Annotated in this window: 18 protein-coding genes and 1 pseudogene; 2 read left to right on the forward strand and 17 right to left on the reverse strand. The window is 60.9% G+C overall.

Annotation, left to right across the window (positions count from 1 at the left end; all coding sequences use genetic code 11):
* Window positions 1-452: pseudogene (locus GIW69_RS21130) on the forward strand (type VI secretion system tip protein TssI/VgrG); the annotation flags it as partial.
* 300 nt (window positions 453-752) lie between these two features.
* Here GIW69_RS21130 and GIW69_RS21135 read toward each other — a convergent pair.
* Window positions 753-1,649, reverse strand: coding sequence for a LysR family transcriptional regulator (locus GIW69_RS21135; protein WP_236484724.1), 897 nt, complete (start codon window positions 1,647-1,649; stop codon window positions 753-755).
* A 153-nt stretch (window positions 1,650-1,802) separates the two neighbouring features.
* On the opposite strand from GIW69_RS21135, the gene GIW69_RS21140 reads away from it, so the two are divergent.
* Window positions 1,803-3,035, forward strand: coding sequence for an MFS transporter (locus tag GIW69_RS21140; protein WP_496570942.1), 1,233 nt, complete (start codon window positions 1,803-1,805; stop codon window positions 3,033-3,035).
* Here the strand turns inward: GIW69_RS21140 and GIW69_RS21145 are convergent.
* From GIW69_RS21145 to gltB, 16 genes are all read right to left on the reverse strand, one after another.
* Window positions 3,025-3,474 (reverse strand): type II secretion system protein M, encoded by a 450-nt coding sequence (locus tag GIW69_RS21145; protein WP_236484726.1) that lies wholly within the window; start codon window positions 3,472-3,474, stop codon window positions 3,025-3,027. The two genes, GIW69_RS21140 and GIW69_RS21145, sit on opposite strands and share 11 nt — an antisense overlap.
* On the reverse strand, window positions 3,471-4,577 hold the full coding sequence (gspL, locus tag GIW69_RS21150; RefSeq protein ID WP_236484727.1) for a type II secretion system protein GspL: 1,107 nt from the start codon (window positions 4,575-4,577) through the stop codon (window positions 3,471-3,473). The genes GIW69_RS21145 and gspL overlap by 4 nt, the downstream gene beginning before the upstream one ends.
* On the reverse strand, window positions 4,574-5,422 hold the full coding sequence (locus GIW69_RS21155; RefSeq protein WP_236484728.1) for a type II secretion system protein GspK: 849 nt from the start codon (window positions 5,420-5,422) through the stop codon (window positions 4,574-4,576). The genes gspL and GIW69_RS21155 overlap by 4 nt, the downstream gene beginning before the upstream one ends.
* Window positions 5,419-5,958, reverse strand: coding sequence for a type II secretion system protein GspJ (locus GIW69_RS21160; protein ID WP_236484729.1), 540 nt, complete (start codon window positions 5,956-5,958; stop codon window positions 5,419-5,421). The genes GIW69_RS21155 and GIW69_RS21160 overlap by 4 nt, the downstream gene beginning before the upstream one ends.
* Entirely contained in the window at window positions 5,951-6,328 is a 378-nt protein-coding gene (gspI, locus tag GIW69_RS21165; RefSeq protein ID WP_236484730.1) for a type II secretion system minor pseudopilin GspI, read from the reverse strand. The genes GIW69_RS21160 and gspI overlap by 8 nt, the downstream gene beginning before the upstream one ends.
* On the reverse strand, window positions 6,321-6,788 hold the full coding sequence (locus GIW69_RS21170) for a prepilin-type N-terminal cleavage/methylation domain-containing protein (protein WP_236484731.1): 468 nt from the start codon (window positions 6,786-6,788) through the stop codon (window positions 6,321-6,323). The genes gspI and GIW69_RS21170 overlap by 8 nt, the downstream gene beginning before the upstream one ends.
* Window positions 6,788-7,246 (reverse strand): type II secretion system major pseudopilin GspG, encoded by a 459-nt coding sequence (gene gspG / locus GIW69_RS21175; protein WP_236484732.1) that lies wholly within the window; start codon window positions 7,244-7,246, stop codon window positions 6,788-6,790. Before gspG ends, GIW69_RS21170 begins: the two co-directional genes overlap by 1 nt.
* 3 nt (window positions 7,247-7,249) lie before the next feature.
* The gene (gspF, locus tag GIW69_RS21180; protein WP_236484733.1) at window positions 7,250-8,455 is read right to left on the reverse strand and encodes a type II secretion system inner membrane protein GspF; all 1,206 of its coding nucleotides are present in this window, start codon (window positions 8,453-8,455) and stop codon (window positions 7,250-7,252) included.
* A 3-nt stretch (window positions 8,456-8,458) separates the two neighbouring features.
* A complete protein-coding gene (gene gspE / locus GIW69_RS21185) occupies window positions 8,459-9,943 on the reverse strand; it encodes a type II secretion system ATPase GspE (RefSeq protein ID WP_236484734.1) in 1,485 nt (494 codons plus the stop codon).
* A complete protein-coding gene (gene gspD / locus GIW69_RS21190) occupies window positions 9,940-11,859 on the reverse strand; it encodes a type II secretion system secretin GspD (protein WP_236484735.1) in 1,920 nt (639 codons plus the stop codon). Before gspD ends, gspE begins: the two co-directional genes overlap by 4 nt.
* 8 nt (window positions 11,860-11,867) lie before the next feature.
* Entirely contained in the window at window positions 11,868-12,380 is a 513-nt protein-coding gene (locus tag GIW69_RS21195; RefSeq protein ID WP_236484736.1) for a type II secretion system protein N, read from the reverse strand.
* A complete protein-coding gene (locus GIW69_RS21200; protein WP_236484737.1) occupies window positions 12,368-12,886 on the reverse strand; it encodes a cytochrome b/b6 domain-containing protein in 519 nt (172 codons plus the stop codon). The genes GIW69_RS21195 and GIW69_RS21200 overlap by 13 nt, the downstream gene beginning before the upstream one ends.
* A 77-nt stretch (window positions 12,887-12,963) precedes the next feature.
* A complete protein-coding gene (gene gbpA / locus GIW69_RS21205) occupies window positions 12,964-14,430 on the reverse strand; it encodes an N-acetylglucosamine-binding protein GbpA (protein ID WP_236484738.1) in 1,467 nt (488 codons plus the stop codon).
* Between the two features lie 289 nt (window positions 14,431-14,719).
* Window positions 14,720-15,787 carry a uroporphyrinogen decarboxylase gene (hemE, locus tag GIW69_RS21210; RefSeq protein ID WP_186621283.1) on the reverse strand — a complete coding sequence of 356 codons (1,068 nt, stop codon included), beginning with the start codon at window positions 15,785-15,787 and terminating at the stop codon, window positions 14,720-14,722.
* A 246-nt stretch (window positions 15,788-16,033) separates the two neighbouring features.
* Window positions 16,034-17,452 (reverse strand): FAD-dependent oxidoreductase, encoded by a 1,419-nt coding sequence (locus tag GIW69_RS21215; RefSeq protein ID WP_236484739.1) that lies wholly within the window; start codon window positions 17,450-17,452, stop codon window positions 16,034-16,036.
* Between the two features lie 33 nt (window positions 17,453-17,485).
* Entirely contained in the window at window positions 17,486-21,931 is a 4,446-nt protein-coding gene (gene gltB / locus GIW69_RS21220; RefSeq protein ID WP_236484740.1) for a glutamate synthase large subunit, read from the reverse strand.
* Window positions 21,932-21,992 lie beyond the last annotated feature (61 nt).

Genomic DNA, 21,992 nt, shown 5'->3' on the forward strand with positions numbered 1-21,992 from the left:
CTGTCACTCGCCGCGACTACGACCTGAAACGCCCGAACCTGTTGCTCGAAAGCCGCTTCACCGCCGAGTTCACCCCGGCGCTGGAGGACTATCGCTACCCGCTGTTGCTGGAAAACGAAAAGCGCGGGGAAAGTGATCAGCCAAATCTGCGTTGCGGCCATTTGTTTAACCTCACCGAACACCCCCGCGAAAAGCACAACGACTTGTGGTTGCTCATCAGCGTTTCCCACGATGGCCGACAGCCACAAGTGCTTGAGGAATCGGTCACCAGTGACGCCGAAGGCTTCACGCAGGGTTATCGCAACATCTTCAGCGTAATTCCCGCCGAAATAGTATTTCGCCCTCCGCTGGTCACGCAAACCGCACGCGTCACCGGCCCCGAAGGCGAAGAGCCCGGCCCTGCTGAAAGCCAACGCACAGGTCAAGGCTGCCATGGGCAGAGGCACGAACTTCGTCGACGCGTGCAAAGCGGCAGGATTGCATTGAGTAAACAGCCCGCAATTTTTCTCTCCATCGACAGAAATCACCCGGCCTCCCGTCAGTTTGGGAAAGCGGCATACGCCAATTCGGAAACCTCCCACACGCAAACCCCGTACTTCCCGACAAGGTCACGCTTCCCGGCCAAAGGCCTGCGCCCCAAGGAAGAAAAGCCATGACCCGCGAAGCAGTCGTCGGCACTATCCAATTACGACGAAGTCCACTGCATCACCTTTGACAAAATCAAAAGATCGCAGACTTCGGCAGCGCCTACATTAGAGGCTTTCGACCTTGCGGGTGAGCAAGTCGACGAACGCTTTGGCCATTGCCGACTTTTGGTTCTTGCGCTGCACCAGCCACACCGCCGAAATCGCCTCGGGATCGAGCAGCGGGCGATAGACCACGCCGTCGATGCGCATGCGCTGATAGGACGCCGGCAACACCGACACCCCCAAACCGGCCGCCACCAGGCCAATGATGGTCATCGCCTCACCCGCCTCCTGCGCGAAGTGCGGGCTGAAACCGGCGTCGCGGGCCAGGCTGAGCAATTGCGCATACAGCCCGCTGCCATAGCTGCGCGGGAAGAACACGAAGGGTTCCAGTGCCAGGGCCGAGAGAAAAACCCCCTCGTCCGTGCTTTGCGCCAGCGGATGTTTGGAGCTGAGCACCGCGACCAGTGGCTCGCGCATCAACTCGACCACGCTCAACGAGTCGGGCAATCCCAACGGGCGCATGATGCCGACCTCGATCGACTCATCCACTAATCCCTCGGCAACCATGGTGCTGCTCATCTCGCGCAAGTTCAAATGCACCGCCGGAAAGCGCTGGCGGAACGAGAAAATCGCCTGGGGAATCGTCGAGTTGAACGGTGCCGACGAGGTGAAGCCGATTTTCAATTCACCCAGCTCACCGAGTTGCGCCCGCCGAGCGACATCGGCCGCTTTGTCGACCTGCGCCAGCACCAGACGCGCTTCTTCAAGAAACAATCGGCCGGCCTCGCTCAGTTCGACCCGACGATTGGTACGCTCGAACAGTCTTGCGCCCACTTCCTGTTCCAGCGCTTGAATCTGCTGGCTCAGCGGCGGCTGCGAGATGCCAAGCGCCTGTGCGGCGCGGCCGAAGTGCAGTTCTTCGGCGACGGCGATGAAGTAGCGCAGGTGACGCAATTCCATGGAAATCCCATTAGGTCGTTAAAGCTATCAAACAGGTCGAACAATATATTGGATAGAAACATTAGCCAGCTATATGCTTTTTTCCATTGCCTGCCTGGCTACGCCGTTCCGAGGTCTGAATTGAAAGCTGCTGTCGCCCCCCTCGCCCACGAAGTGCCGCCCTCCGCGACGGATGACGTCGTCGCCGAGCTGCAAGAGATTTTCATCGAAAAAGGCACGCCGGCGTTCATGCGCACGGTGCTCGCGCTGTTCTGCGGCGGCTTTGCGACCTTCGCCCTGCTCTACTGCGTGCAGCCGATGATGCCGCTGCTGTCCCACGAATATTCGATCAATGCCGCGACGAGCAGCCTGATCCTTTCCGTGGCAACGGGCATGCTCGCCTTCGGTCTGTTAATCACCGGGCCGATTTCCGACCGCATCGGGCGCAAACCGGTGATGGTGGCGGCGCTGTTTGCCGCCGCGCTGTGCACCATTGCCAGTTCGATGATGCCGAGTTGGCACGGCGTGCTGGCGATGCGCGCACTGATCGGCCTGTCGCTGAGCGGTCTGGCGGCGGTGGCCATGACCTATCTCAGCGAAGAGATTCACCCGCAGCACATCGGCCTGGCGATGGGTCTGTACATCGCCGGCAACGCCATCGGCGGGATGAGCGGACGGTTGATTACCGGCGTCTTGATCGACTTCGTCAGCTGGCACACGGCGATGCTGGTGATCGGCAGCCTGGCCCTGATCGCGGCGGCGGTGTTCTGGAAAATTCTTCCCGAGTCGCGCAACTTCCGCGCCCGCTCGCTGCACCCGCGCAGCCTGCTCGACGGCTTCACCATGCACTTTCGCGATGCCGGTTTGCCGCTGCTGTTCCTTGAAGCGTTTGTGCTGATGGGCGCGTTCGTCACGCTGTTCAACTACATCGGTTATCGCTTGCTGGCCGAGCCGTATCACCTGGATCAGGCATTCGTTGGCCTGTTGTCGGTGGTGTACCTGTCGGGCATCTACAGTTCGGCGAAGATTGGCGCGCTGGCCGACAAACTCGGCCGACGCAAAATGCTCTGGTCGACCATCGTGCTGATGATCGCCGGGCTTGCGCTGACGATGGTCACGCCGCTGCCGGTGGTGATCCTCGGCATGCTGATGTTCACCTTCGGTTTCTTTGGTGCGCATTCGGTGGCCAGCAGCTGGATCGGCCGTCGGGCATTAAAGGCCAAGGGCCAGGCGTCGTCGCTGTATCTGTTCAGCTATTACGCCGGGTCGAGCATCGCCGGGACGGCGGGCGGGGTGTTCTGGCATTTGGGTGGCTGGAACGGGATCGGGTTGTTCATTGGCACTTTGCTGGTGGTCGCGCTGCTGATCGCATTGAAACTGGCGAAGTTGCCGCCGCTCACTCCTTGAGCACCAGCCGTGCCTCCAGCCGTTTGTCTGCGGGTTGCAGCGTCAGCGATTGCAAGCTCACACCGTCGCGCTCGAGTCCGTCGAGCCATTGCAACAATGGCCCGACACTGCCGCTGACGGTCAGGCGGATCTGCTCGCTGTCGCTGTCCATCTGCTCAACATCGAGACCCGCCACCGCGAGGCTGTCACTGATTCGCAGCGACAGCGGCCGGGCGGTATCGACCTTTCGGCCGCTCTGCGGTTGCGCCTGCCTCATCTGCGCGGCCAGCGCTCGTTGCTGCTGATACTTACGCTCGGCTGTCTCGTGCCGTTGCCACGCTGGCTGCCAAAGCAGTGCGAAAATCAGCAGCGGCACGACCCCCGCAACGAGGATCAGGATCAGTTGGCGCTCGCGATGAGTCAGATGCTGCCAGCGGTTTTTCAGATGAATGAACCTCATGCGCCGGCCTCCAGTGTCAATGTCGCCATGACCCGGTCACGCGCCTTGCTCGCGCCTTCGATCTTGACCGCCACGCCTTGCTGGCGGCCGCGTTCGCGCAGTTGCTCAAGCTCGGCGAAACTGTTCGCCGTCAACTGGACTTTCCAGCCGCCACCCTCACGAAATTCGATACGCCGCACCTCGACCTGACTGGCACCGATGACTTGCTCGACCCACCTGACCAGACTCGCCATAGGCGTCTCCCGAGACTGTCCCTGCTGACGCTGCATCGCCTGCCATTGCGCCGACAGATCGACAATCCGGCTGTGCTGCGGATAAAGCGCTTTGAAGCGTTGTTCGTTCTCGCTGTAAAGACGCCGGGTTTCGCTGTCGAGAAAATGCAGGCGCGTTTCGCTCGCGCCCCAAGTCAGCAGCAGCAACATCAGCAACGTCCCGCCAGCGAGGTGCCAGATACGAAGGCTGCGTGACGGGGCAAATTCACCGTGACGCAGATCGATGGCTGCACCGAAACCGCCGCACAGCAAACGGTCGAGGGCCAACGGGTTTTCACGGTCGTCATACCGCTGGATAGCGTCCGGCAGTAACCCGTCAAGATGCGGCAGGTTTTCGTCCGTCAGCGCCAACCGCAAGGGCAGCGCACCGCCCAGCAACCAGCGACCGAACCACCGCACAGCGCACGCTTTCTCCGCCGGCATCAGATCGGCATCGACGACCACTGACCGCACCTTGATGCCGAGTCCGGCCAGCAACGACAGCACAGCGGCAAAGCGCTCGCGATCAATCACCCACAGCGGATACCGCCCGTGTGCATCACGCAATCCTGCGCTCAGATGCAGCGCCTCCAGCGACTCGCCAATCTGATCTTCGACCGCATAAGCAATCGCCTGTGTCACGGGGCGGCGCTTCGAGGGCCAGGGATCGCTGCGCACCCAACTGCACAACTCCATCGGCAGCAGCAGATCGACGGTTTGACCCGCCAACGCCTGCGCCGCTTGATGCAGGAGCATCGGTTGCCGCGTCCCGCTTGCCGACCAACGACAACAGGGCCAATTGAGCGACGGTTCAGCGATTCCTTCGGCGGTGAGGTAGAGCCAGGTGTTCATCGGACAATCTCGTGGTCACTGGAAGGAAGCAAACGCCGTTGCCGCACGTTCAATTGATGGGTTTTCGCGTCGCGCTCGACATCCGTGCTCAACACCAGCGCGGACGAACCGCGACTCGTCCGCACCGTGAGGCGAAACCAGCGACTGTCGATGCCCAGGCCATGACTGCTCAGGCCGAGCCCATCGAGCAACGGATCCCGAGTAAAGCCTTGTACGCTGGCCCACGGCGTGGTCGAGCGTTGCCTCACCAGCGCCTCGGCGGTAGCGCCGGGGATGTCGAGCGCTCGCAAAAGCAATGCCGGCGCAGCGTTGATGTTCAGCGCGGCCTCGGGGGGCAAAATCGCGGCCCAAGGCTCGAGTCGCGTCAACACGTCACGGTCGATACCCGGCAACAAGCGCAACTGACTCAGGTCTCGCAACTCGCCCACCTGGTTCAGTGGCAGCGGTGGCAGATCCAGCAACGTCAGCAGCCGTGCCCAGCGCTCCAGCGTGACTGGGTCGATCTGACCCTGGCGTAACAGCGCATTGAGATTGAACCGACCGGCGAGGTCCTCGATTTCGATGACGGTAGCGGCATCGTCATGATCGAAACCCGCAATGCTGCGGGGCCAGTCACGAATCAATTCGGCGCTGGTCTGCCGATTGCGCACAGCACACTGCAAACGCTGCAACGCCCAAGCTTCTGCCGCCACGGCTTGTTGACGCAATTGCAGGCCATGCAGCTGCTGCGCCGTGCTTTGCACGAGTAATCGGTGACTGCGCAAAAGCCCGGCGGTGATCAGCAACGCCAGGCTCATGACCAACAAAACACTGATCAATGCCATGCCGCGTTCGCGCCCGTTCATGGCAAGGCATCCGGCAACAACAGCACGCGGCGGATCGACTGGAATCGGCCCGTCGACAGTTCAACTTCCAGCGCTTGCGGCGGCTTTTCGCCTCGGCCGTCAGGCGATGTTATGCGCCAGCCCCGTGTTTCATCGAACAGGCGCCAGCGCAGGTGCCGAACGTCATCCAGCAATTTTTGCCGCTGCACGACTGGCGTCCCTTCGGCGCGGCTGTCACGCCACAGCACTCCGTTCTCCAGCCGATAGATCAACGACTGACGCTCACTGCGCGGCTGATCCAGCGGGTTGCGCCAGTTGCCCCGCTGCAGCCGCAGTTGCGAGTGTTGCAGCCGCGGCGGTTCAGTGACGTGCAACAGATCGCGCTCGATCACCGCGAGGGTTCGTTGCAGGCTTCGAAACGCCTGTTCATGACGGGCTGTTCCTTGCTGGGTGCGCACCACGCTGTCGAACAACCGCCAACTGGCAAGACCGAGCAGGCTGAAAATCGCCAGCGCGATCAGCAGTTCAAGCAGGGTGAATCCTCTCTGCCTATTCATCGTGTCGCGGCACCCATCCGACCATCGATTGCACGGCGTCGCCGGACAGGCTGACAGTCAGCTCGACCCTGAACAGTTGCGGATCACCGGCGACATTGATGCGCTGGTGCAGTAACCAGTCCCGACGATCCATGTGCAACGTGTGCTGCGACAGGCCCGGCACCACATTCTTTTGCAACCGCAGTTCACTCAATCGGTTGTCCGCCAGCCACGCCGCAAACAAGCGCTGTTCGACCTGCGCGGACTGGCGGATGACATAGCGCCCGGCCGACGACACTGCCGCTGCCAGCGTCGCGAAAATCGCCAGCGCGACCATGACTTCCAGCAGGGTGAAACCGTCCATGGCGGTTGCCCTCGGGCGATCAGCCATCGATCACTACCTCACCGAGACCGTCGCTGGAGAGCCGCAGCCAGGTTCGGTCAGTACTGGAAAAAGTCAGGCTGAACACACTGGTTTCGTCGCTGCTGAGCATCAGCCATTGCGGCGATCCTTCATCGCGGGCCAGTGCCACAAAATGGCCCTCCTGTTCGACATCCACCTGCAAATTCGCTGGCCATTGACGCACGCCGGACAACGGCCTCCAGCCTTGAGACTCCAGGCGCATCGGTCGATAGCCTTCAGCGCTCAGGCGCACGCCATAGACGCGCCCTTCCAGCACCGCCCGTTCACGCAGTTGCCCGACCATCGAGGCGATGTGCGTCGCTTCCAGCCGCGCATCGAGCCCGGGATTGCGACCCGTGGCGAAGTTCACCATGCCCAGCATCACGCCGGTCAGCACGATCACAATCATCAATTCCAGCAGAGTGAACCCGCGGCAACCGTGCTTCATCAATCGATCGCCCAGTTGCCAATATCGGCCGCATGGCCTTCACCGTCCGCCACGCCATCGGATCCCAGCGAGTACACGTCATAACCGCCATTGACCGCGCGCGCGCCGGGGTTGAGATATTGATAAGGCGTGTTCCAAGGATCCAACGGCAGGCTTTTCAGATAGCCGTTGGGGTTCCACTGATTGGCGGACGGCGTACCCGCAGGGCGCTTCACCAATGCTTCGAGACCCTGTTGGGTCGTGGGGTATCGGGCGTTGTCCAGTCGATACATTTCCAGTGCCGTGGCTATGGCCTGAATATCGATTTTGGCGGCAGTCACTTTAGCCTGATCCGGACGGCTCATGAACTGCGGCACGACGATGGCGCCAAGAATGCCGATGATGACGACCACCACCATGATTTCGATCAGGGTGAATCCGCGCTGACGGGCCGGGACGTTTTTTTGCAGGGTTTGCATGGATCAATTCACCAATTGGTTGAGGCTGAGAATGGGCAACAGAATGGCGAGGACAATCAGCAGCACGACGCCGCCCATCAGCACCAGCATCGCCGGCTCGAACAGGCTGACCACCAGCGCGATTCGCGCCGAGAGGCTGGCTTCCTGTTGTTCGGCGGCGCGGGCGAGCATGGCGTCGAGGTCGCCGGCGCGTTCGCCGCTGGCGATCATGTGCAGCATCATCGGCGGGATGTCGCCGTGGGATTCGAGGCTGCGAGTCAGGGAGGCGCCTTCGCGCACCGAGCGAGCAACGTCGAGCATGCGTGCGCGCAGGGTCAGGTTGCCAATGACGGCGGCGGCTATTTCCAGGGCTTCCACCAACGGCACAGCGCTCTTGCCAAGAATCGCCAGGGTGCTGACGAACCGTGCCGCTTCCATCGCCCGCAGCAGCGGGCCGATCAACACAAGACGCAGGGCCAGGTGATGCCAACGCAGCCGCCAGGCGGTTTGGCGCAGACTGCCGCGCCAGAGAAAAAACAGCGCTGCCAGCACGCCCAACAGCCCCCCGCCGTAACGCTGTACGCCATCACTGAGGACGATCAGCGCGCGGGTCAGCCAAGGCAGCGGCTGACCGCTGTCGATGAAAACATTCACCACATCAGGCACGACGTAGCCAAGCAAAAACCCGACGATCGCCACACTCGCCAGCATCAGGACCGACGGGTATACCAGCGCCATTTGAATTTTTTGCCGCGATGCCTGACGCGCCTGGGTGTACCCGGCCAATTGCTCCAGCACAGCGCCGAGATGACCGGAACGCTCACCGGCAGCGACCGACGCGCGAAACAGTTCGGGGAACGCCGCAGGAAACTGTCCCAGTGCCGTCGCCAGCGTATGCCCTTCCATGACCCGCTGACGCACCGCCGAAAGCAAACCGCTGACGCGACGTCCGGCGCTCTGCCGGGCCACTGCTTCCAGCGCCTCCTCCAACGGCAGGCCGGCCTGTACCAGCGTGGAAAGTTGCAGCGTCAGCAAAGCCAGTTGCGCAGCGCTCAGACGACCGCCGCCCACGGGGGAGCGCCCATTGGCGGCGCGGATTTCATTGACTTGCCGGGGCCAAAGACCGCGTTCACGCAGCAGTTGCCGGGCATGGCGCGCACCATCGGCGTCCAGTCGACCTTTGCAGGCACGACCCCGCGCGTCATCCGCGAGATATTCGAAGGTGGGCATCGATCAATCCTCCCGCGTCACGCGCAGCAATTCGTCGACGCTGCTCAGGCCTTCCAACACCCGTTGCCGGCCGTCCTGAAACAAACTTCGTGACTGCGTTCGCGTCGCCTCGGACAGGGCTTGCTCACCGGCACCGCGATGAATCAGCGCCGAGACTGCGCCGCTCACGCAGAGCAATTCGTAGATACCGATCCGCCCGCGATAACCGTGCTGGCAGTGTTCGCAACCCACCGCGCGAAACAACGGCGCAGCCGGGACTTCATCAAGGCCCAGACGCTGGCAGGTGCTGACATCGGCGCTGTATGGCGCCTTGCAATGAACACACAACGTGCGCAACAAACGCTGGGCGAGAACCCCCACCAGCGAGGAGGCCAGCAGGTACGCGTCAACGCCCATGTCCACCAGTCGGGTCACCGCGCCAACCGCGCTGTTGGTGTGCAAGGTCGACAGCACCAGATGCCCGGTCAGCGACGCTTGCACGGCGATCTGCGCCGTTTCGCGATCACGGATTTCGCCGACCATGACCACGTCCGGATCCTGCCGCAGGATGGCCCGCAACCCTCTGGCGAAGGTCATGTCGACTTTCGGATTGACCGGCATCTGGCCGATACCCGGCAGGTGATATTCGATCGGATCTTCAACAGTCAGGATGTTTCGGGTCTGGTCGTTCAGGCTGCTCAGGGCGGCGTACAGGCTGGTGGTTTTACCGGAGCCGGTCGGGCCAGTGACCAACAGGATGCCGTGGGGTTTGGCGAGCAACTGTTGCAGGGTCGCGAGGGTATCGTCCGGCATACCCAACCGTTGCAACTCAAGCCGTCCGGCCTGTTTGTCGAGCAGGCGCAGCACCACCCGTTCGCCGTGCGCCGAGGGCAGCGTCGACACCCGCACATCCACCTCATGCCCGGCCAGTCGCAGGGCAATGCGGCCATCCTGAGGCACCCGTCGTTCGGCGATGTCCAGCCGCGCCATGACCTTGATCCTTGACACCAGCAACGTCGCCAGTTCACGCCGGGGGCGCAGCATCTCTCGCAACTGTCCGTCGACCCGCATGCGCACCGACAGGTAGTGCTCGAAGGTTTCAAGGTGCACGTCCGACGCCTGCGCGCGCACGGCTTCGCTGAGCAGCGCGTTGATCAGGCGGATGACCGGCGCGTCGCCCTGCTGTTCGAGCAGGTCGGCGGTTTGCGGCACCTGATCGACAAGGCTGAGCAGATCCAGTTCATCATCCAGGCCTTGGGCGACTTGCTCCGCAGCGCTCTGCCCATCGCGATAAACCGTTGCCAGTTGCGCGGCAAATGCTTGAGGTTCGAGTACGCGGATGGGCAGCGTACGGCCACATAGCCGTTGCGCTTCCGCCAATGCCGTCAACGGTGTATCAGCGCGCATCGCGAGGTAAATGTCATCGCCCACGCCGTCGAGCAACACGCCGAAACGTCGGGCAAAACCAAACGGCAGCGTTGTCGGCGGATCCATCATGGGTTGACTCATGGCGCGGGCGCCGCCGGTTTGCGCCGGTCGAAAAGCGCTTCCGCCGAATCCTGTTCAAACAGTTGCCGTGCCTGCGCCGGAAGCAACAAGGAATTGCTTTCACCGGCCCGTGGCTGGCTCAGGTCACGCAGCACGTTGTAGCGTTGCGCGCTGATACCGGCGAGGTCTTCGCGGCTGCGCACGATGGTCGGCCGCAGGAACACCATCAGATTGCTTTTGGTCTGGGTGTCGCGATTCCAGCGAAACAACGCGCCCAGATAAGGGATGTCGCGCAGCAACGGCACGCCGCTTTTTTGCGTGCGCACGCTGTCGCGGATCAACCCGCCGATAACGATAATTTCACCGTCATCGGCGAGAATCGTGCTCTTGAGCGCGCGTTTGTTGGTGATCAGATCCGAGGAGTCGATGCCCGACACCGACGGCGCGATGTCCGATACTTCCTGCGCGACCTCCAGGCGCAACGTCGAGCCTTCGTTGATGTACGGTTTGATTTTCAGGCTGATGCCGACGTCCTTGCGCTCCACCGTGGTGAACGGATTGTCCGCACCGCTGCTATTGGTGGCGTAAGAGCCGGTCTTGAACGGCACGTTCTGGCCGACGATGATTTCCGCCTCCTGATTGTCCAGGGTCAGAAGGCTGGGGGTGGACAGCAGGTTGCTGCGGGTATTGCTGGCCAGTGCCGAAATCAGCGCACTGAAACGGTCGCTGCCCAATTGCAGGATCGCGCCTTCCGGTGCGGATTTTTTCTCGTCGAAATTCAAGCCGCCGACAATCGGAATGTCGGTGCCGGGAAAGTTGATGAAGCCTTTAGCGTCGCCCGTGCTCATGCCCCACTGCACGCCGACGGCTTCGGCGATATCGCCGGATATTTCAACGATGGCGGCGTGGATCAGCACTTGAGCGCGGGGCTGATCCAGTTCGCGGACAATATTTTCCACGGTTCTGACTTGCGCCGGCTCGGCGATCAGCACCAGCGCATTCTGGCTTTCGTCAGCCTTGAGCATGAAGCTGCCGGAGGTCGGCGTGTCTTTGCCGGCACCCGCGCCGGCGAGTGGTTTTCGACTCTGCCCCATGGTTTCCAGCACTTCGGCCAACTGTTTGGCATCACTGTGCCGCAGACGAATTACGCGCGCGGTATCCAGCGTGGCGGTCGCCGGCACATCGAGTCGGCGCGCCAAATCGGTCAATCGGCGCTGCACGGCGGGTGTGCCGATGATGATCAGCCGGTTACTCCGGCCGTCTGCCAGCACTTGAATCACCGACTCGGCGCTGCGCTTGCCCAGGGAGGCTTCGATCACTGTGGCGACGTCACTGGCTTGCGCATGCTGCAACCGCACCACCGCATGCTGGCCGTTTTGTCCGGCGCCGAGCTGCCGGATGATCTGCGCGATGCGCGCGACATTGGCGCCGGTGTCGGTGACCACCAAAGCGTTGGCCGACACCGATGGGCCGACGTACCCATTGACCGATACCAGCGGCCGCACCAGCGCGGCAACATCGGCGGCGCTACCGGTTTCCAGCGCGATTACCCGGGTGATGAATTGCGAGGCGGTGGCATGGGGCGCTGAATCCCGCCCGGCGCGTGTCTTGGCCTCCGCCACCGGAGTGATGAGGATCCGGTCGCCTTCATCGATCACGGTGAAGTTGTGCGCATCGAGCACCGAATAAAACAGGCGCCGCACGCCTTCGCGATCAAGGGATTGCCGGGACATCACCGTAATGCGTCCGGATACGCGTGGATCCAGCACGATGGTGGTGCCGAGAATGGTCGAAATCTCTTCGACGATGTCGCGCAGTTCGGCATTGTTCATCGCCAACTGCCATTGCTCTGTTTCGGCATGCGCAACGCCCGGGAAGACCATTGCCAGCAAAAGCAGCAAGGCACGCAGGAACTGCATGCCAGTGGAAGAATTCATCAATGTGATCACTCTGACTGCCCAGAGAGCGGGCGTAGAAAACGCGCGGAAGGTGCGGGCGAAGGGATAACGGGCGCCTGAATCCTGCGCAGAAAAGCCGTGGTGGATGGCGCGAGCGGCAGCGACTCTTCCCGCCCCTTGTTCCACAGCACCACATGCTGCAACTCGACACGACGCAGCACACTGCCGCCGGGCAGCGGATCACCGACTCGATAAAAACGCGCGCCTTGACTGTCGGCCAACAGCGCACCGGACAGACCCGCTGCCAGCACAAAACTCGCTTGCAGGGTCAATGCTTCAGCACTGCGTCGCAGAGCGATTTCGTCGGCGAGACCGAACACGATGGCGACCGCCGTCGTGTCCGGGAATTCGCGAATCGCTGGCAGTGAAACCGGATGATCGACAGGCATCGGCATCAACCGCCGCTCGCGAAAATCCAGCTCTTGCCAGATCAGGAACAGCCCGTAGACCAGCGGCACCAGCAGCAGGCCTAACGCCGGGAAAAACCTCACGAGCGCCACGACATTCGCCGCAGCACCCGGTTGCCCTGCAGCTCATGCACAATCACTGCGCCGACGTGTAGCGCCACCAATGCCGCCAACCCGACACACGCCCAGATATGAACGGTGAAAAAAGCGGCGATGAGACGGGTGTCGCGCAAGGGCTGGGCAAACTCGACCACTCCGAACACGTTGATCGGGCGGTTCATCATCAAGACGCCCGTCACCAGGACAATGCCCACTGACAGGTAAATCAACCGATGGGCAAACAAAGCCACGAGCCGGTTGGATGACAGCGCCGCCACGCGCATCTGCCGGGCATGGCAGGCAACGACAATCAGGCGCCAGATGAACACCGGAATGAACAGCGTGGTCAGCGAGACATTGATGCAAGCGACCCATTGTTGGGTTTGCACAGACACGTCAACGGTGGCCACGTAGAACCCGGACATCAACGTCCACAGAATGACCGCCGCCGACACCCAGTGCAGTAGCACGTGTTGTTTGGAATAACCCGAAACCGTCATGTTCAACTCAATCTTTCAACAGAAAACATCGTGCACCGGACGACCGTCGCGGTCGTCCGGTGCATTACGCGTGGGACTCAGAGCTTTTCCCAAGCCATGTGCCAGTGCTCGCCGATGCCCGGTTCGAAACCATTGGCTTCAGGCTTGTACTGCTTGCAATAGCCGGAATCGGGAAATGGCTTGCACTCGAAGACTTCGTTGGTCTTGGCTTGCAGCACCTTGGTGCCGGCGGTGTAGCCGCTGATGCCTTCCGGGAACACGAAGTCGTGCTCGACATCCGCGCCTTCGCCGGTCATCTGAGTGGTCTGGGTGTCCTGACGGGTGGTGCGACCATCGAGGGTCGTGCCGACCAGCGTAAGGGTGTGCTTGCCGGGGTTACTGCGAACGTCCATGGCCAGCCAGGTCGAGCCGTTGTCGGCTTGGGCCGAGGTAGTGCCGACCAGATTGTTGTGCTCGTCGAACAGGTTCGCTTCGACATTCATCTTGCGGTTGGCAACCATGCCGAAATCCACTTTGGCCTGGCCTTTTTCCAGCACGTATTCGGCTTGCTGGGCAGACACCGACATGCGGGCTTCGGTGTCTTCTTTCATGTCCAACTGAATTTCGTAGCGGGTGACGCCGCTGTCTTTCTGCGCGTATACAGCGTTGCCGCCCCGAACCGGCTCGATGTTGCCGTCTTCATCACGCACACCGGCACGGATGAGGGTATGCGCCTGGTTGATCGACTCGGCCAGTTTGAACGGCCAGTTAGGCGCCAGACCTTCTTCGGCGGTGTCGATGGCGATTTCGACGCTGTATTCCGGATATTCACCGGTCGCCGAGAAGGCACGGGCCTTGACCTTGTCGCCCACCAGCAACGCGGTAGACGGCGAGACGTTGCCCACCGACGACCAGCCGCCCGGCAGTTCCGGCTCGGCGAGGATGTTCACGTCGGTGACGTTATAGAACGCTGCGTCCGTATCGCCAACCGTCCAGATGCCCAGAATCACGTGCTGGCCGGCCTTGCCTTCAGGGATCGTGCAATTGTGCTTCGTACCCGAAACCGGCAACTGATTGCCCCCCTCGACAGCACAGAACGGCGTGCTTTCGAAGGTTGCTCGCTTGAGGGGCTCGTTCGGATTCCAGCCATTACGCGAAATGAAATATTCGTGTCTGGTTGCCGGGTGAACCTGGGTGTAGCGCCATTGGAAATCAATGGTGCGATCCTTGATTTCCGTCAGTTGCCAACGGTTGGCGGACTGCACGTCCACCGCCGAAAAACGCTCATGACCGCCACTGGCGATCTTGCCGTCGAACGGCCCCTGCATCGGCGCGCCACCGGCACCGGCAGGAAAGCCCTTGAAGGTTTCGCCCACACTTTGCGGTTCATATTGCGCACCACCGCATTGGGTGTTCACGCCCTGCTGGCACAGCAACGCGCGTGAAGGTGGAACTTCCAGATAACCATGGGCAGAAGCGTTTTGCGCGGTCATTACCGCCGACAACAGAATCACGGGCGAAGTGCAAATCGCAAGCACACTTCGCTTGTTGAATTTTTTGTTCATATTTATTCCAGACGACTCATCGAAGTTATGGCGCACGGTTCGCGCCGACATCTTTTTGCATGGCTGCGCATAACGTTGCGCAAGCGTCTAGAACCATACGTGGATAAATAAAAGTTCTATGTAGGAGTAATCGACGCGTCTGGCAGGAACAGTCTCTCCATCAACTAATCCGACAAATAAAGAAAAAATTCTTACAACAAGTAATCAAGACACTTAAACATTTTTAAACGGCATAAAAAAAGCCCGACCCGTATTAAACGGATCGGGCTTTTAAAAGCGAAGTTGGTCGTTACTCGTGATATTGCGCCGACAATTCATGCACCGCACGCAAGAACGCGCCAGCGTGTTCCGGATCAACTTCAGGCGTGATGCCGTGGCCGAGGTTGAATACGTGACCGCTACCTTTGCCATAACTGGCCAGGATGCGGCCGACCTCGGTGCGAATGGCTTCTGGTTTGGCGTAGAGCACGGTCGGATCCATGTTGCCTTGCAGCGCGACTTTGTCGCCGACACGGGCGCGGGCATTGCCGATGTCGCACGTCCAGTCCAGGCCCAGTGCGTCGGCACCGGCCTCGGCGATGCTTTCCAGCCAGAGGCCGCCGTTCTTGGTGAACAGGATCACCGGCACCTTGCGACCGTCGTGCTCGCGGATCAGGCCGCCGACGATTTTTTTCATGTAGGCCAGGGAAAATTCCTGATACGCCGCCGCCGACAGGTTGCCGCCCCAGGTATCGAAAATCTGCACCGCTTGCGCGCCGGCCATGATCTGGCCGTTGAGGTAGCTGGTGACCGACTGCGCAAGTTTATCCAGCAACAAGTGCATGGCTTGCGGGTTGTCGTAGAGCATGGCTTTGGTCTTGCGGAAGTCTTTCGACGAGCCGCCTTCAACCATGTAGGTCGCCAGAGTCCACGGGCTGCCGGAGAAGCCGATCAGCGGCACACGGCCGTTCAATTCGCGACGGATAGTGCTCACCGCGTCCATCACGTAACCGAGGTCTTTGTGCGGATCCGGGATCGGCAGGGCTTCGATATCGGCCAGGGTGCTGACGACTTTCTTGAAGCGCGGGCCTTCACCGGTTTCGAAGTACAAACCCTGGCCCATGGCGTCGGGGATAGTGAGGATGTCGGAAAACAGGATCGCCGCGTCCAGTTGTGGATAGCGGTCGAGCGGTTGCATGGTGACTTCGCAGGCGAACTCCGGATTCATGCACAGGCTCATGAAATCGCCGGCGTGGGCACGGCTGGCACGGTATTCCGGCAGGTAGCGGCCGGCCTGGCGCATCATCCACACCGGGGTGACGTCAACGGGCTGCTTGAGCAGGGCGCGGAGGAAACGGTCGTTCTTCAGGGCAGTCATGTCGGCATCCGGAAAAAAAGTGCGGGCATTTTCTCAGAGCGCGACACAAAAGGCACGGATGTGGGTCAGCCTTTTGTCTATCGGGTCAATTTGTCGCGCTGGAATGCTGACTTTGCAACACCACAAAACACTGTGGGAGCTGGCTTGCCAGCGATGCAGACAACTCGGTTTGTCAGGTAAACCAAGGAGATGCTATCGCTGGCAAGCCAGCTCCCACAGGTATCGCATTGCAGTTTCGAGCGGCGTTTACACACCCAGGTAATCGAGGATCCCTTCGGCGGCATTGCGGCCTTCGAAGATCGCCGTCACCACCAGATCGGAACCACGGACCATGTCGCCGCCGGCGAAGATCTTCGGGTTGCTGGTCTGGTGCTTGTACTGGCCCTGTTCCGGGGCCACGACGCGGCCCTGGCTGTCGGTCTGGATTTCGAACTGTTCGAACCACGGCGCCGGGCTCGGGCGGAAACCGAAAGCGATGACCACGGCATCGGCCGGGATGATCTCTTCGGAACCCGGGATCGGCTCGGGGCTGCGACGGCCACGGGCGTCCGGTTCGCCGAGACGGGTCTCGACCACTTTCACGCCTTCAACCTTGTCTTCACCGACGATGGCGATCGGCTGGCGGTTGTAGAGGAATTTCACACCTTCTTCCTTGGCGTTCTTCACCTCTTTGCGCGAGCCCGGCATGTTCGCTTCATCACGACGATACGCGCAGGTCACCGACTTGGCGCCCTGACGGATCGACGTGCGGTTGCAGTCCATCGCCGTATCGCCGCCGCCGAGCACCACAACCTTCTTGCCTTTCATGTCGACGAAATCTTCCGGCGACTTTTCAAAGCCCAGGTTGCGGTTGACGTTGGCGATCAGGAAGTCCAGTGCGTCATAAACGCCTGGCAGGTCCTCACCGGCAAAACCGCCCTTCATGTAGGTGTAGGTACCCATGCCCATGAACACGGCATCGTATTCGGCGAGCAGTTGTTCCATCGTCACGTCTTTGCCGACTTCGGTATTCAGACGGAACTCGATGCCCATGCCGGTGAAGACTTCGCGACGATTGCTCAGCACGGTCTTCTCAAGCTTGAACTCGGGGATGCCAAAGGTCAGCAGACCGCCGATTTCCGGGTTCTTGTCGAACACCACCGGGGTCACGCCGCCGCGTACCAGCACGTCGGCACAACCCAGGCCAGCCGGGCCTGCGCCGATGATCGCGACACGTTTGCCGGTCGGCTTGACCTTGGACATGTCCGGGCGCCAGCCCATGGCGAACGCGGTGTCGGTGATGTACTTCTCGACCGAACCGATGGTCACCGCGCCGAAGCCGTCGTTGAGGGTGCAGGCACCCTCGCACAGACGATCCTGCGGGCACACCCGGCCGCAGACTTCGGGCAGGGTGTTGGTCTGGTGCGACAGTTCGGCGGCCTGGAGGATGTTGCCCTCGGCGACCAGTTTGAGCCAGTTGGGAATGAAGTTGTGCACCGGGCACTTCCATTCGCAATACGGGTTACCGCAACCCAGGCAGCGGTGAGCCTGATCGGCCGAGTGCTGGGGTTTGAACGGTTCGTAGATCTCCACGAACTCTTTCTTGCGTTGACGCAACAGTTTCTTCTTCGGATCTTTGCGCCCGACATCGATGAACTGGAAGTCGTTATTCAGACGTTCAGCCATTGTTAAAACCTCATCAAACTCTTCAGGCGCATATCACTGCGGGTTGGCACGAGTGCTGGAAAGCAACGATTTCAGGTTGGCAGCCTTCGGCTTGACCAGCCAGAAACGGCGCAAGTAATCATCGAGGTTTTCGGCGAGTTCACGACCCCACTCGCTGTCAGTTTCCTCAACGTACTCGTTCAACACGTTTTGCAGGTGGCTGCGGTAGGCTTCCATCGCTTCGCCGCTGATCCGCTGGATTTCCACCAGTTCGTGGTTGACCCGGTCAACGAAGGTGTTGTCCTGATCGAGCACGTAGGCGAAACCGCCGGTCATGCCTGAGCCGAAGTTGTAGCCGGTCTTGCCCAAGACGCAGACGAAACCACCGGTCATGTATTCGCAGCAGTGATCGCCCGTGCCTTCCACAACGGTGTGGGCGCCGGAGTTGCGCACGGCGAAACGCTCGCCTGCGGTGCCGGCGGCGAACAGCTTGCCACCCGTGGCGCCGTACAGGCAGGTGTTGCCGATGATGGCGCTTTCCTGAGTCTTATAAATGCTGCCCTTGGGCGGCACGATGGTCAGCTTGCCACCGGTCATGCCTTTGCCGACGTAGTCGTTGGCATCGCCTTCCAGGTACATGTTCAGACCGCCGGCGTTCCACACGCCGAAGCTCTGCCCGGCAGTGCCCTTGAAGCGGAACGTGATCGGCGCCTTGGCCATGCCCTGGTTGCCGTGCTTGCGCGCGATTTCGCCGGAGATCCGTGCGCCGATCGAACGGTCGCAGTTGCAGATGTCCAGGTCGAACTCGGCACCGCTCATGTCGTTGATCGCCGACGACGCCATCTCGATCATTTTCTCGGCCAGCAGGCCTTTGTCGAATGGCGGGTTGCGTTCAACGCCGCAGAACTGCGGCTTGTCCGCCGGGATGTGATCGCTGCCCAGCAGCGGGGTCAGATCCAGGTGATGTTGCTTGGCGGTCTGGCCTTCGAGGACGTCCAGCAGATCGGTGCGGCCGATCAGCTCTTCGAGGGAACGCACGCCCAGTTTCGCCAGCCACTCACGGGTTTCTTCGGCGACGTAGGTGAAGAAATTCACCACCATGTCGACGGTGCCGATGTAGTGATCCTTGCGCAGCTTCTCGTTCTGGGTCGCAACGCCGGTGGCGCAGTTGTTCAGGTGGCAGATACGCAGATATTTGCAGCCCAGGGCGATCATTGGTGCGGTGCCGAAGCCAAAACTTTCGGCGCCGAGAATTGCAGCCTTGATCACGTCGAGGCCGGTCTTCAGGCCGCCGTCGGTCTGTACCCGCACTTTGCCGCGCAGGTCGTTGCCACGCAGGGTCTGGTGAGTTTCAGCGAGGCCGAGTTCCCACGGTGCGCCGGCGTACTTGATCGAGGTCAGCGGCGAAGCACCGGTGCCGCCGTCGTAGCCGGAGATGGTGATCAAGTCCGCATAGGCCTTGGCCACACCGGCGGCGATGGTGCCGACGCCTGCCTCAGCAACCAATTTGACCGAAACCAGTGCCTTCGGGTTGACCTGTTTCAGGTCAAAGATCAGCTGCGACAAATCTTCGATGGAATAGATGTCGTGGTGCGGCGGTGGCGAAATCAGGGTCACGCCCGGCACTGCGTAACGCAGCTTGGCGATCAGCCCGTTGACTTTGCCGCCCGGCAGTTGACCGCCCTCGCCCGGCTTGGCGCCTTGAGCAACTTTGATCTGCAGCACTTCGGCGTTGACCAGGTATTCCGGTGTCACACCGAAACGACCTGTCGCGACCTGTTTGATCTTCGAACTCTTGATGGTGCCGTAACGCGCCGGGTCTTCACCACCTTCGCCGGAGTTTGAACGCGCACCGAGGCGGTTCATGGCTTCGGCCAGGGCTTCGTGAGCTTCCGGCGACAGAGCGCCCAGCGAGATACCGGCGGAGTCGAAGCGCTTGAGCACCGATTCCAGCGGTTCGATTTCGCTGATGTCCAGCGGCGTATCGAGGACTTTGACCTGCAACAGGTCGCGGATCATCGACACCGGACGGTTGTCCACCAGCGCGGTGTATTGCTTGAACTTGGCGTAGTCGCCCTGCTGCACGGCGGCTTGCAGGGTGTTGACCACGTCCGGGTTGTACGCGTGATATTCGCCACCGTGGACGAATTTCAGCAGACCGCCCTGCTGGATCGCTTTACGCGGGCTCCAGGCTTCGGCGGCGAGGGCCTTCTGCTCGGCTTCGATGTCGACGAAACGCGCACCCTTGATGCGGCTCGGTACGCCACGGAAGCTCAGCTCGCAGACTTCTTCGGACAGGCCGATGGCTTCGAACAGTTGCGCACCGCGATACGAGGCGATGGTCGAGATGCCCATCTTCGACAGGATCTTCAACAGGCCTTTGGTGATGCCTTTGCGGTAGTTCTTGAACACCTCGTAGAGGTCGCCCAGCACTTCACCGGTACGGATCAGATCGCCCAGCACTTCGTAGGCCAGGAACGGATAGACCGCCGAGGCACCGAAACCGATCAGCACCGCGAAGTGATGCGGATCACGGGCGGTGGCGGTTTCAACAAGGATGTTGGAATCGCAACGCAGGCCTTTTTCGGTCAGACGGTGGTGTACCGCGCCGGTCGCCAGTGAAGCGTGGATCGGCAGCTTGCCCGGGGCGATATGGCGGTCGCTCAGGACGATCTGGGTACGACCGGCGCGCACGGCTTCTTCAGCCTGATCGGCAACGTTGCGGATCGCCGCTTCGAGGCCGAGGCTTTCGTCGTAGTTGAGATCGATGATCTGCCGCTCGAAACCCGGGCGGTCAAGGTTCATCAGCGAGCGCCATTTGGCCGGCGAGATCACTGGCGAGCTGAGGATCACACGCGAAGCGTGTTCCGGCGATTCCTGGAAAATGTTGCGCTCGGCACCGAGGCAGATTTCCAGCGACATCACGATCGCTTCACGCAGCGGGTCGATCGGCGGGTTGGTGACCTGCGCGAACTGCTGACGGAAGTAGTCGTACGGCGTGCGCACGCGCTGCGACAGCACGGCCATCGGCGTGTCGTCGCCCATTGAGCCGACGGCTTCGTAGCCCTGCTCGCCGAGCGGACGCAGCACCTGATCGCGCTCTTCGAACGTGACCTGATACATCTTCATGTATTGCTTGAGCTGATCAACGTCGTAAAACGCCGAACCGTGATCGTTGTCTTCCATGGTCGCCTGAATGCGCAGGGCATTCTTGCGCAGCCATTGCTTGTACGGATGACGGGACTTCAGACGGTTGTCGATCGCATCGGTGTCGAGGATCTGCCCGGTTTCGGTGTCCACGGCGAAGATCTGCCCAGGGCCGACGCGACCCTTGGCGAGCACGTCTTCGGGCTGGTAGTTCCACACGCCGATTTCCGAAGCCAGGGTAATGAAACCGTTTTTGGTAGTGACCCAGCGCGCCGGGCGCAGACCGTTACGGTCGAGCAGGCACACCGCGTAGCGACCGTCGGTCATTACCACGCCGGCCGGGCCGTCCCACGGTTCCATGTGCATCGAGTTGTATTCGTAGAACGCACGCAGATCCGGATCCATGGTTTCGACGTTCTGCCACGCGGGCGGAATGATCATCCGCACGCCACGGAACAGGTCGATGCCACCGGTGACCATCAGCTCAAGCATGTTGTCCATGCTGGAGGAATCGGAACCGACACGGTTGACCAGCGGGCCGAGTTCTTCCAGATCCATCAGATCGTTGGTGAATTTGGTGCGACGGGCCTGGGCCCAGTTGCGGTTGCCAGTGATGGTGTTGATTTCGCCGTTGTGGGCGAGGAAGCGGAATGGCTGAGCCAGCGGCCATTTCGGCAGGGTGTTGGTCGAGAAACGCTGGTGGAACACGCAGATCGCGGTTTGCAGGCGTTCGTCGCTCAGGTCAGGGAAGAAGGCGGCCAGGTCGGCCGGCATCATCAGACCTTTATAGATGATGGTCTTGTGGGAAAAGCTGCAAATGTAGTGGTCGGTATCAGCGGCATTGGCTACCGACGAACGACGACGGGCGCTGAACAGCTTGACCGCCATGTCCTGATCGCTCAGGCCTTCGCCGCCGATGTAGACCTGCTCGATCTGTGGCAGGCGCTCAAGGGCCAGGCGGCCGAGGACGCTGGTGTCGATCGGCACTTTGCGCCAGCCGATCAGTTGCAGGCCTTCGGCCAGGATCTCGCGGTTCATGTTCTCGCGAGCGGCTTCGGCTTTCACCGGATCCTGATTGAAGAACACCATGCCCACGGCATATTGCTTGGGCAGCGCGACGCTGAAGGTTTCCTGGGCAATGGCTCGCAGGAACGAATCAGGTTTTTGAATCAGCAGACCGCAACCGTCACCGGTCTTGCCGTCGGCGTTAATCCCACCGCGGTGGGTCATGCAGGTCAGGGCCTCGATGGCCGTTTTTAAAAGGGTATGACTGGGCTCGCCCTGCATATGGGCTATCAGGCCGAAACCGCAGTTATCCTTGAATTCATCTGGTTGGTACAGACCTGCTTTCATAGACACTTTCTCACCAGGCTGCTTCTTGTCGAAGCAAATTTCTTTTCAATTCAACCACTTG

Origin of the sequence: Pseudomonas syringae, from assembly GCF_021605415.1 — a bacterium.
Classification (GTDB): Bacteria; Pseudomonadota; Gammaproteobacteria; order Pseudomonadales; family Pseudomonadaceae; genus Aquipseudomonas; species Aquipseudomonas syringae_S.

Bases quoted from the DNA above. Each gene is read 5' to 3' on its own strand.
- gspD (WP_236484735.1), bottom strand. From the start codon at position 11,859: ATGAATTCTTCCACTGGCATGCAGTTCCTGCGTGCCTTGCTGCTTTTG.
- gspI (WP_236484730.1), bottom strand. From the start codon at position 6,328: ATGGCTGATCGCCCGAGGGCAACCGCCATGGACGGTTTCACCCTGCTG.
- GIW69_RS21215 (WP_236484739.1), bottom strand. From the start codon at position 17,452: ATGGCTGAACGTCTGAATAACGACTTCCAGTTCATCGATGTCGGGCGC.
- gspE (WP_236484734.1), bottom strand. From the start codon at position 9,943: ATGAGTCAACCCATGATGGATCCGCCGACAACGCTGCCGTTTGGTTTT.
- gspG (WP_236484732.1), bottom strand. From the start codon at position 7,246: ATGCAAACCCTGCAAAAAAACGTCCCGGCCCGTCAGCGCGGATTCACC.
- GIW69_RS21145 (WP_236484726.1), bottom strand. From the start codon at position 3,474: ATGAGGTTCATTCATCTGAAAAACCGCTGGCAGCATCTGACTCATCGC.
- GIW69_RS21160 (WP_236484729.1), bottom strand. From the start codon at position 5,958: ATGAATAGGCAGAGAGGATTCACCCTGCTTGAACTGCTGATCGCGCTG.
- gspL (WP_236484727.1), bottom strand. From the start codon at position 4,577: ATGAACACCTGGCTCTACCTCACCGCCGAAGGAATCGCTGAACCGTCG.
- gbpA (WP_236484738.1), bottom strand. From the start codon at position 14,430: ATGAACAAAAAATTCAACAAGCGAAGTGTGCTTGCGATTTGCACTTCG.
- GIW69_RS21200 (WP_236484737.1), bottom strand. From the start codon at position 12,886: ATGACGGTTTCGGGTTATTCCAAACAACACGTGCTACTGCACTGGGTG.
- hemE (WP_186621283.1), bottom strand. From the start codon at position 15,787: ATGACTGCCCTGAAGAACGACCGTTTCCTCCGCGCCCTGCTCAAGCAG.
- GIW69_RS21155 (WP_236484728.1), bottom strand. From the start codon at position 5,422: ATGAACGGGCGCGAACGCGGCATGGCATTGATCAGTGTTTTGTTGGTC.
- gltB (WP_236484740.1), bottom strand. From the start codon at position 21,931: ATGAAAGCAGGTCTGTACCAACCAGATGAATTCAAGGATAACTGCGGT.
- GIW69_RS21135 (WP_236484724.1), bottom strand. From the start codon at position 1,649: ATGGAATTGCGTCACCTGCGCTACTTCATCGCCGTCGCCGAAGAACTG.
- gspF (WP_236484733.1), bottom strand. From the start codon at position 8,455: ATGCCCACCTTCGAATATCTCGCGGATGACGCGCGGGGTCGTGCCTGC.
- GIW69_RS21170 (WP_236484731.1), bottom strand. From the start codon at position 6,788: ATGAAGCACGGTTGCCGCGGGTTCACTCTGCTGGAATTGATGATTGTG.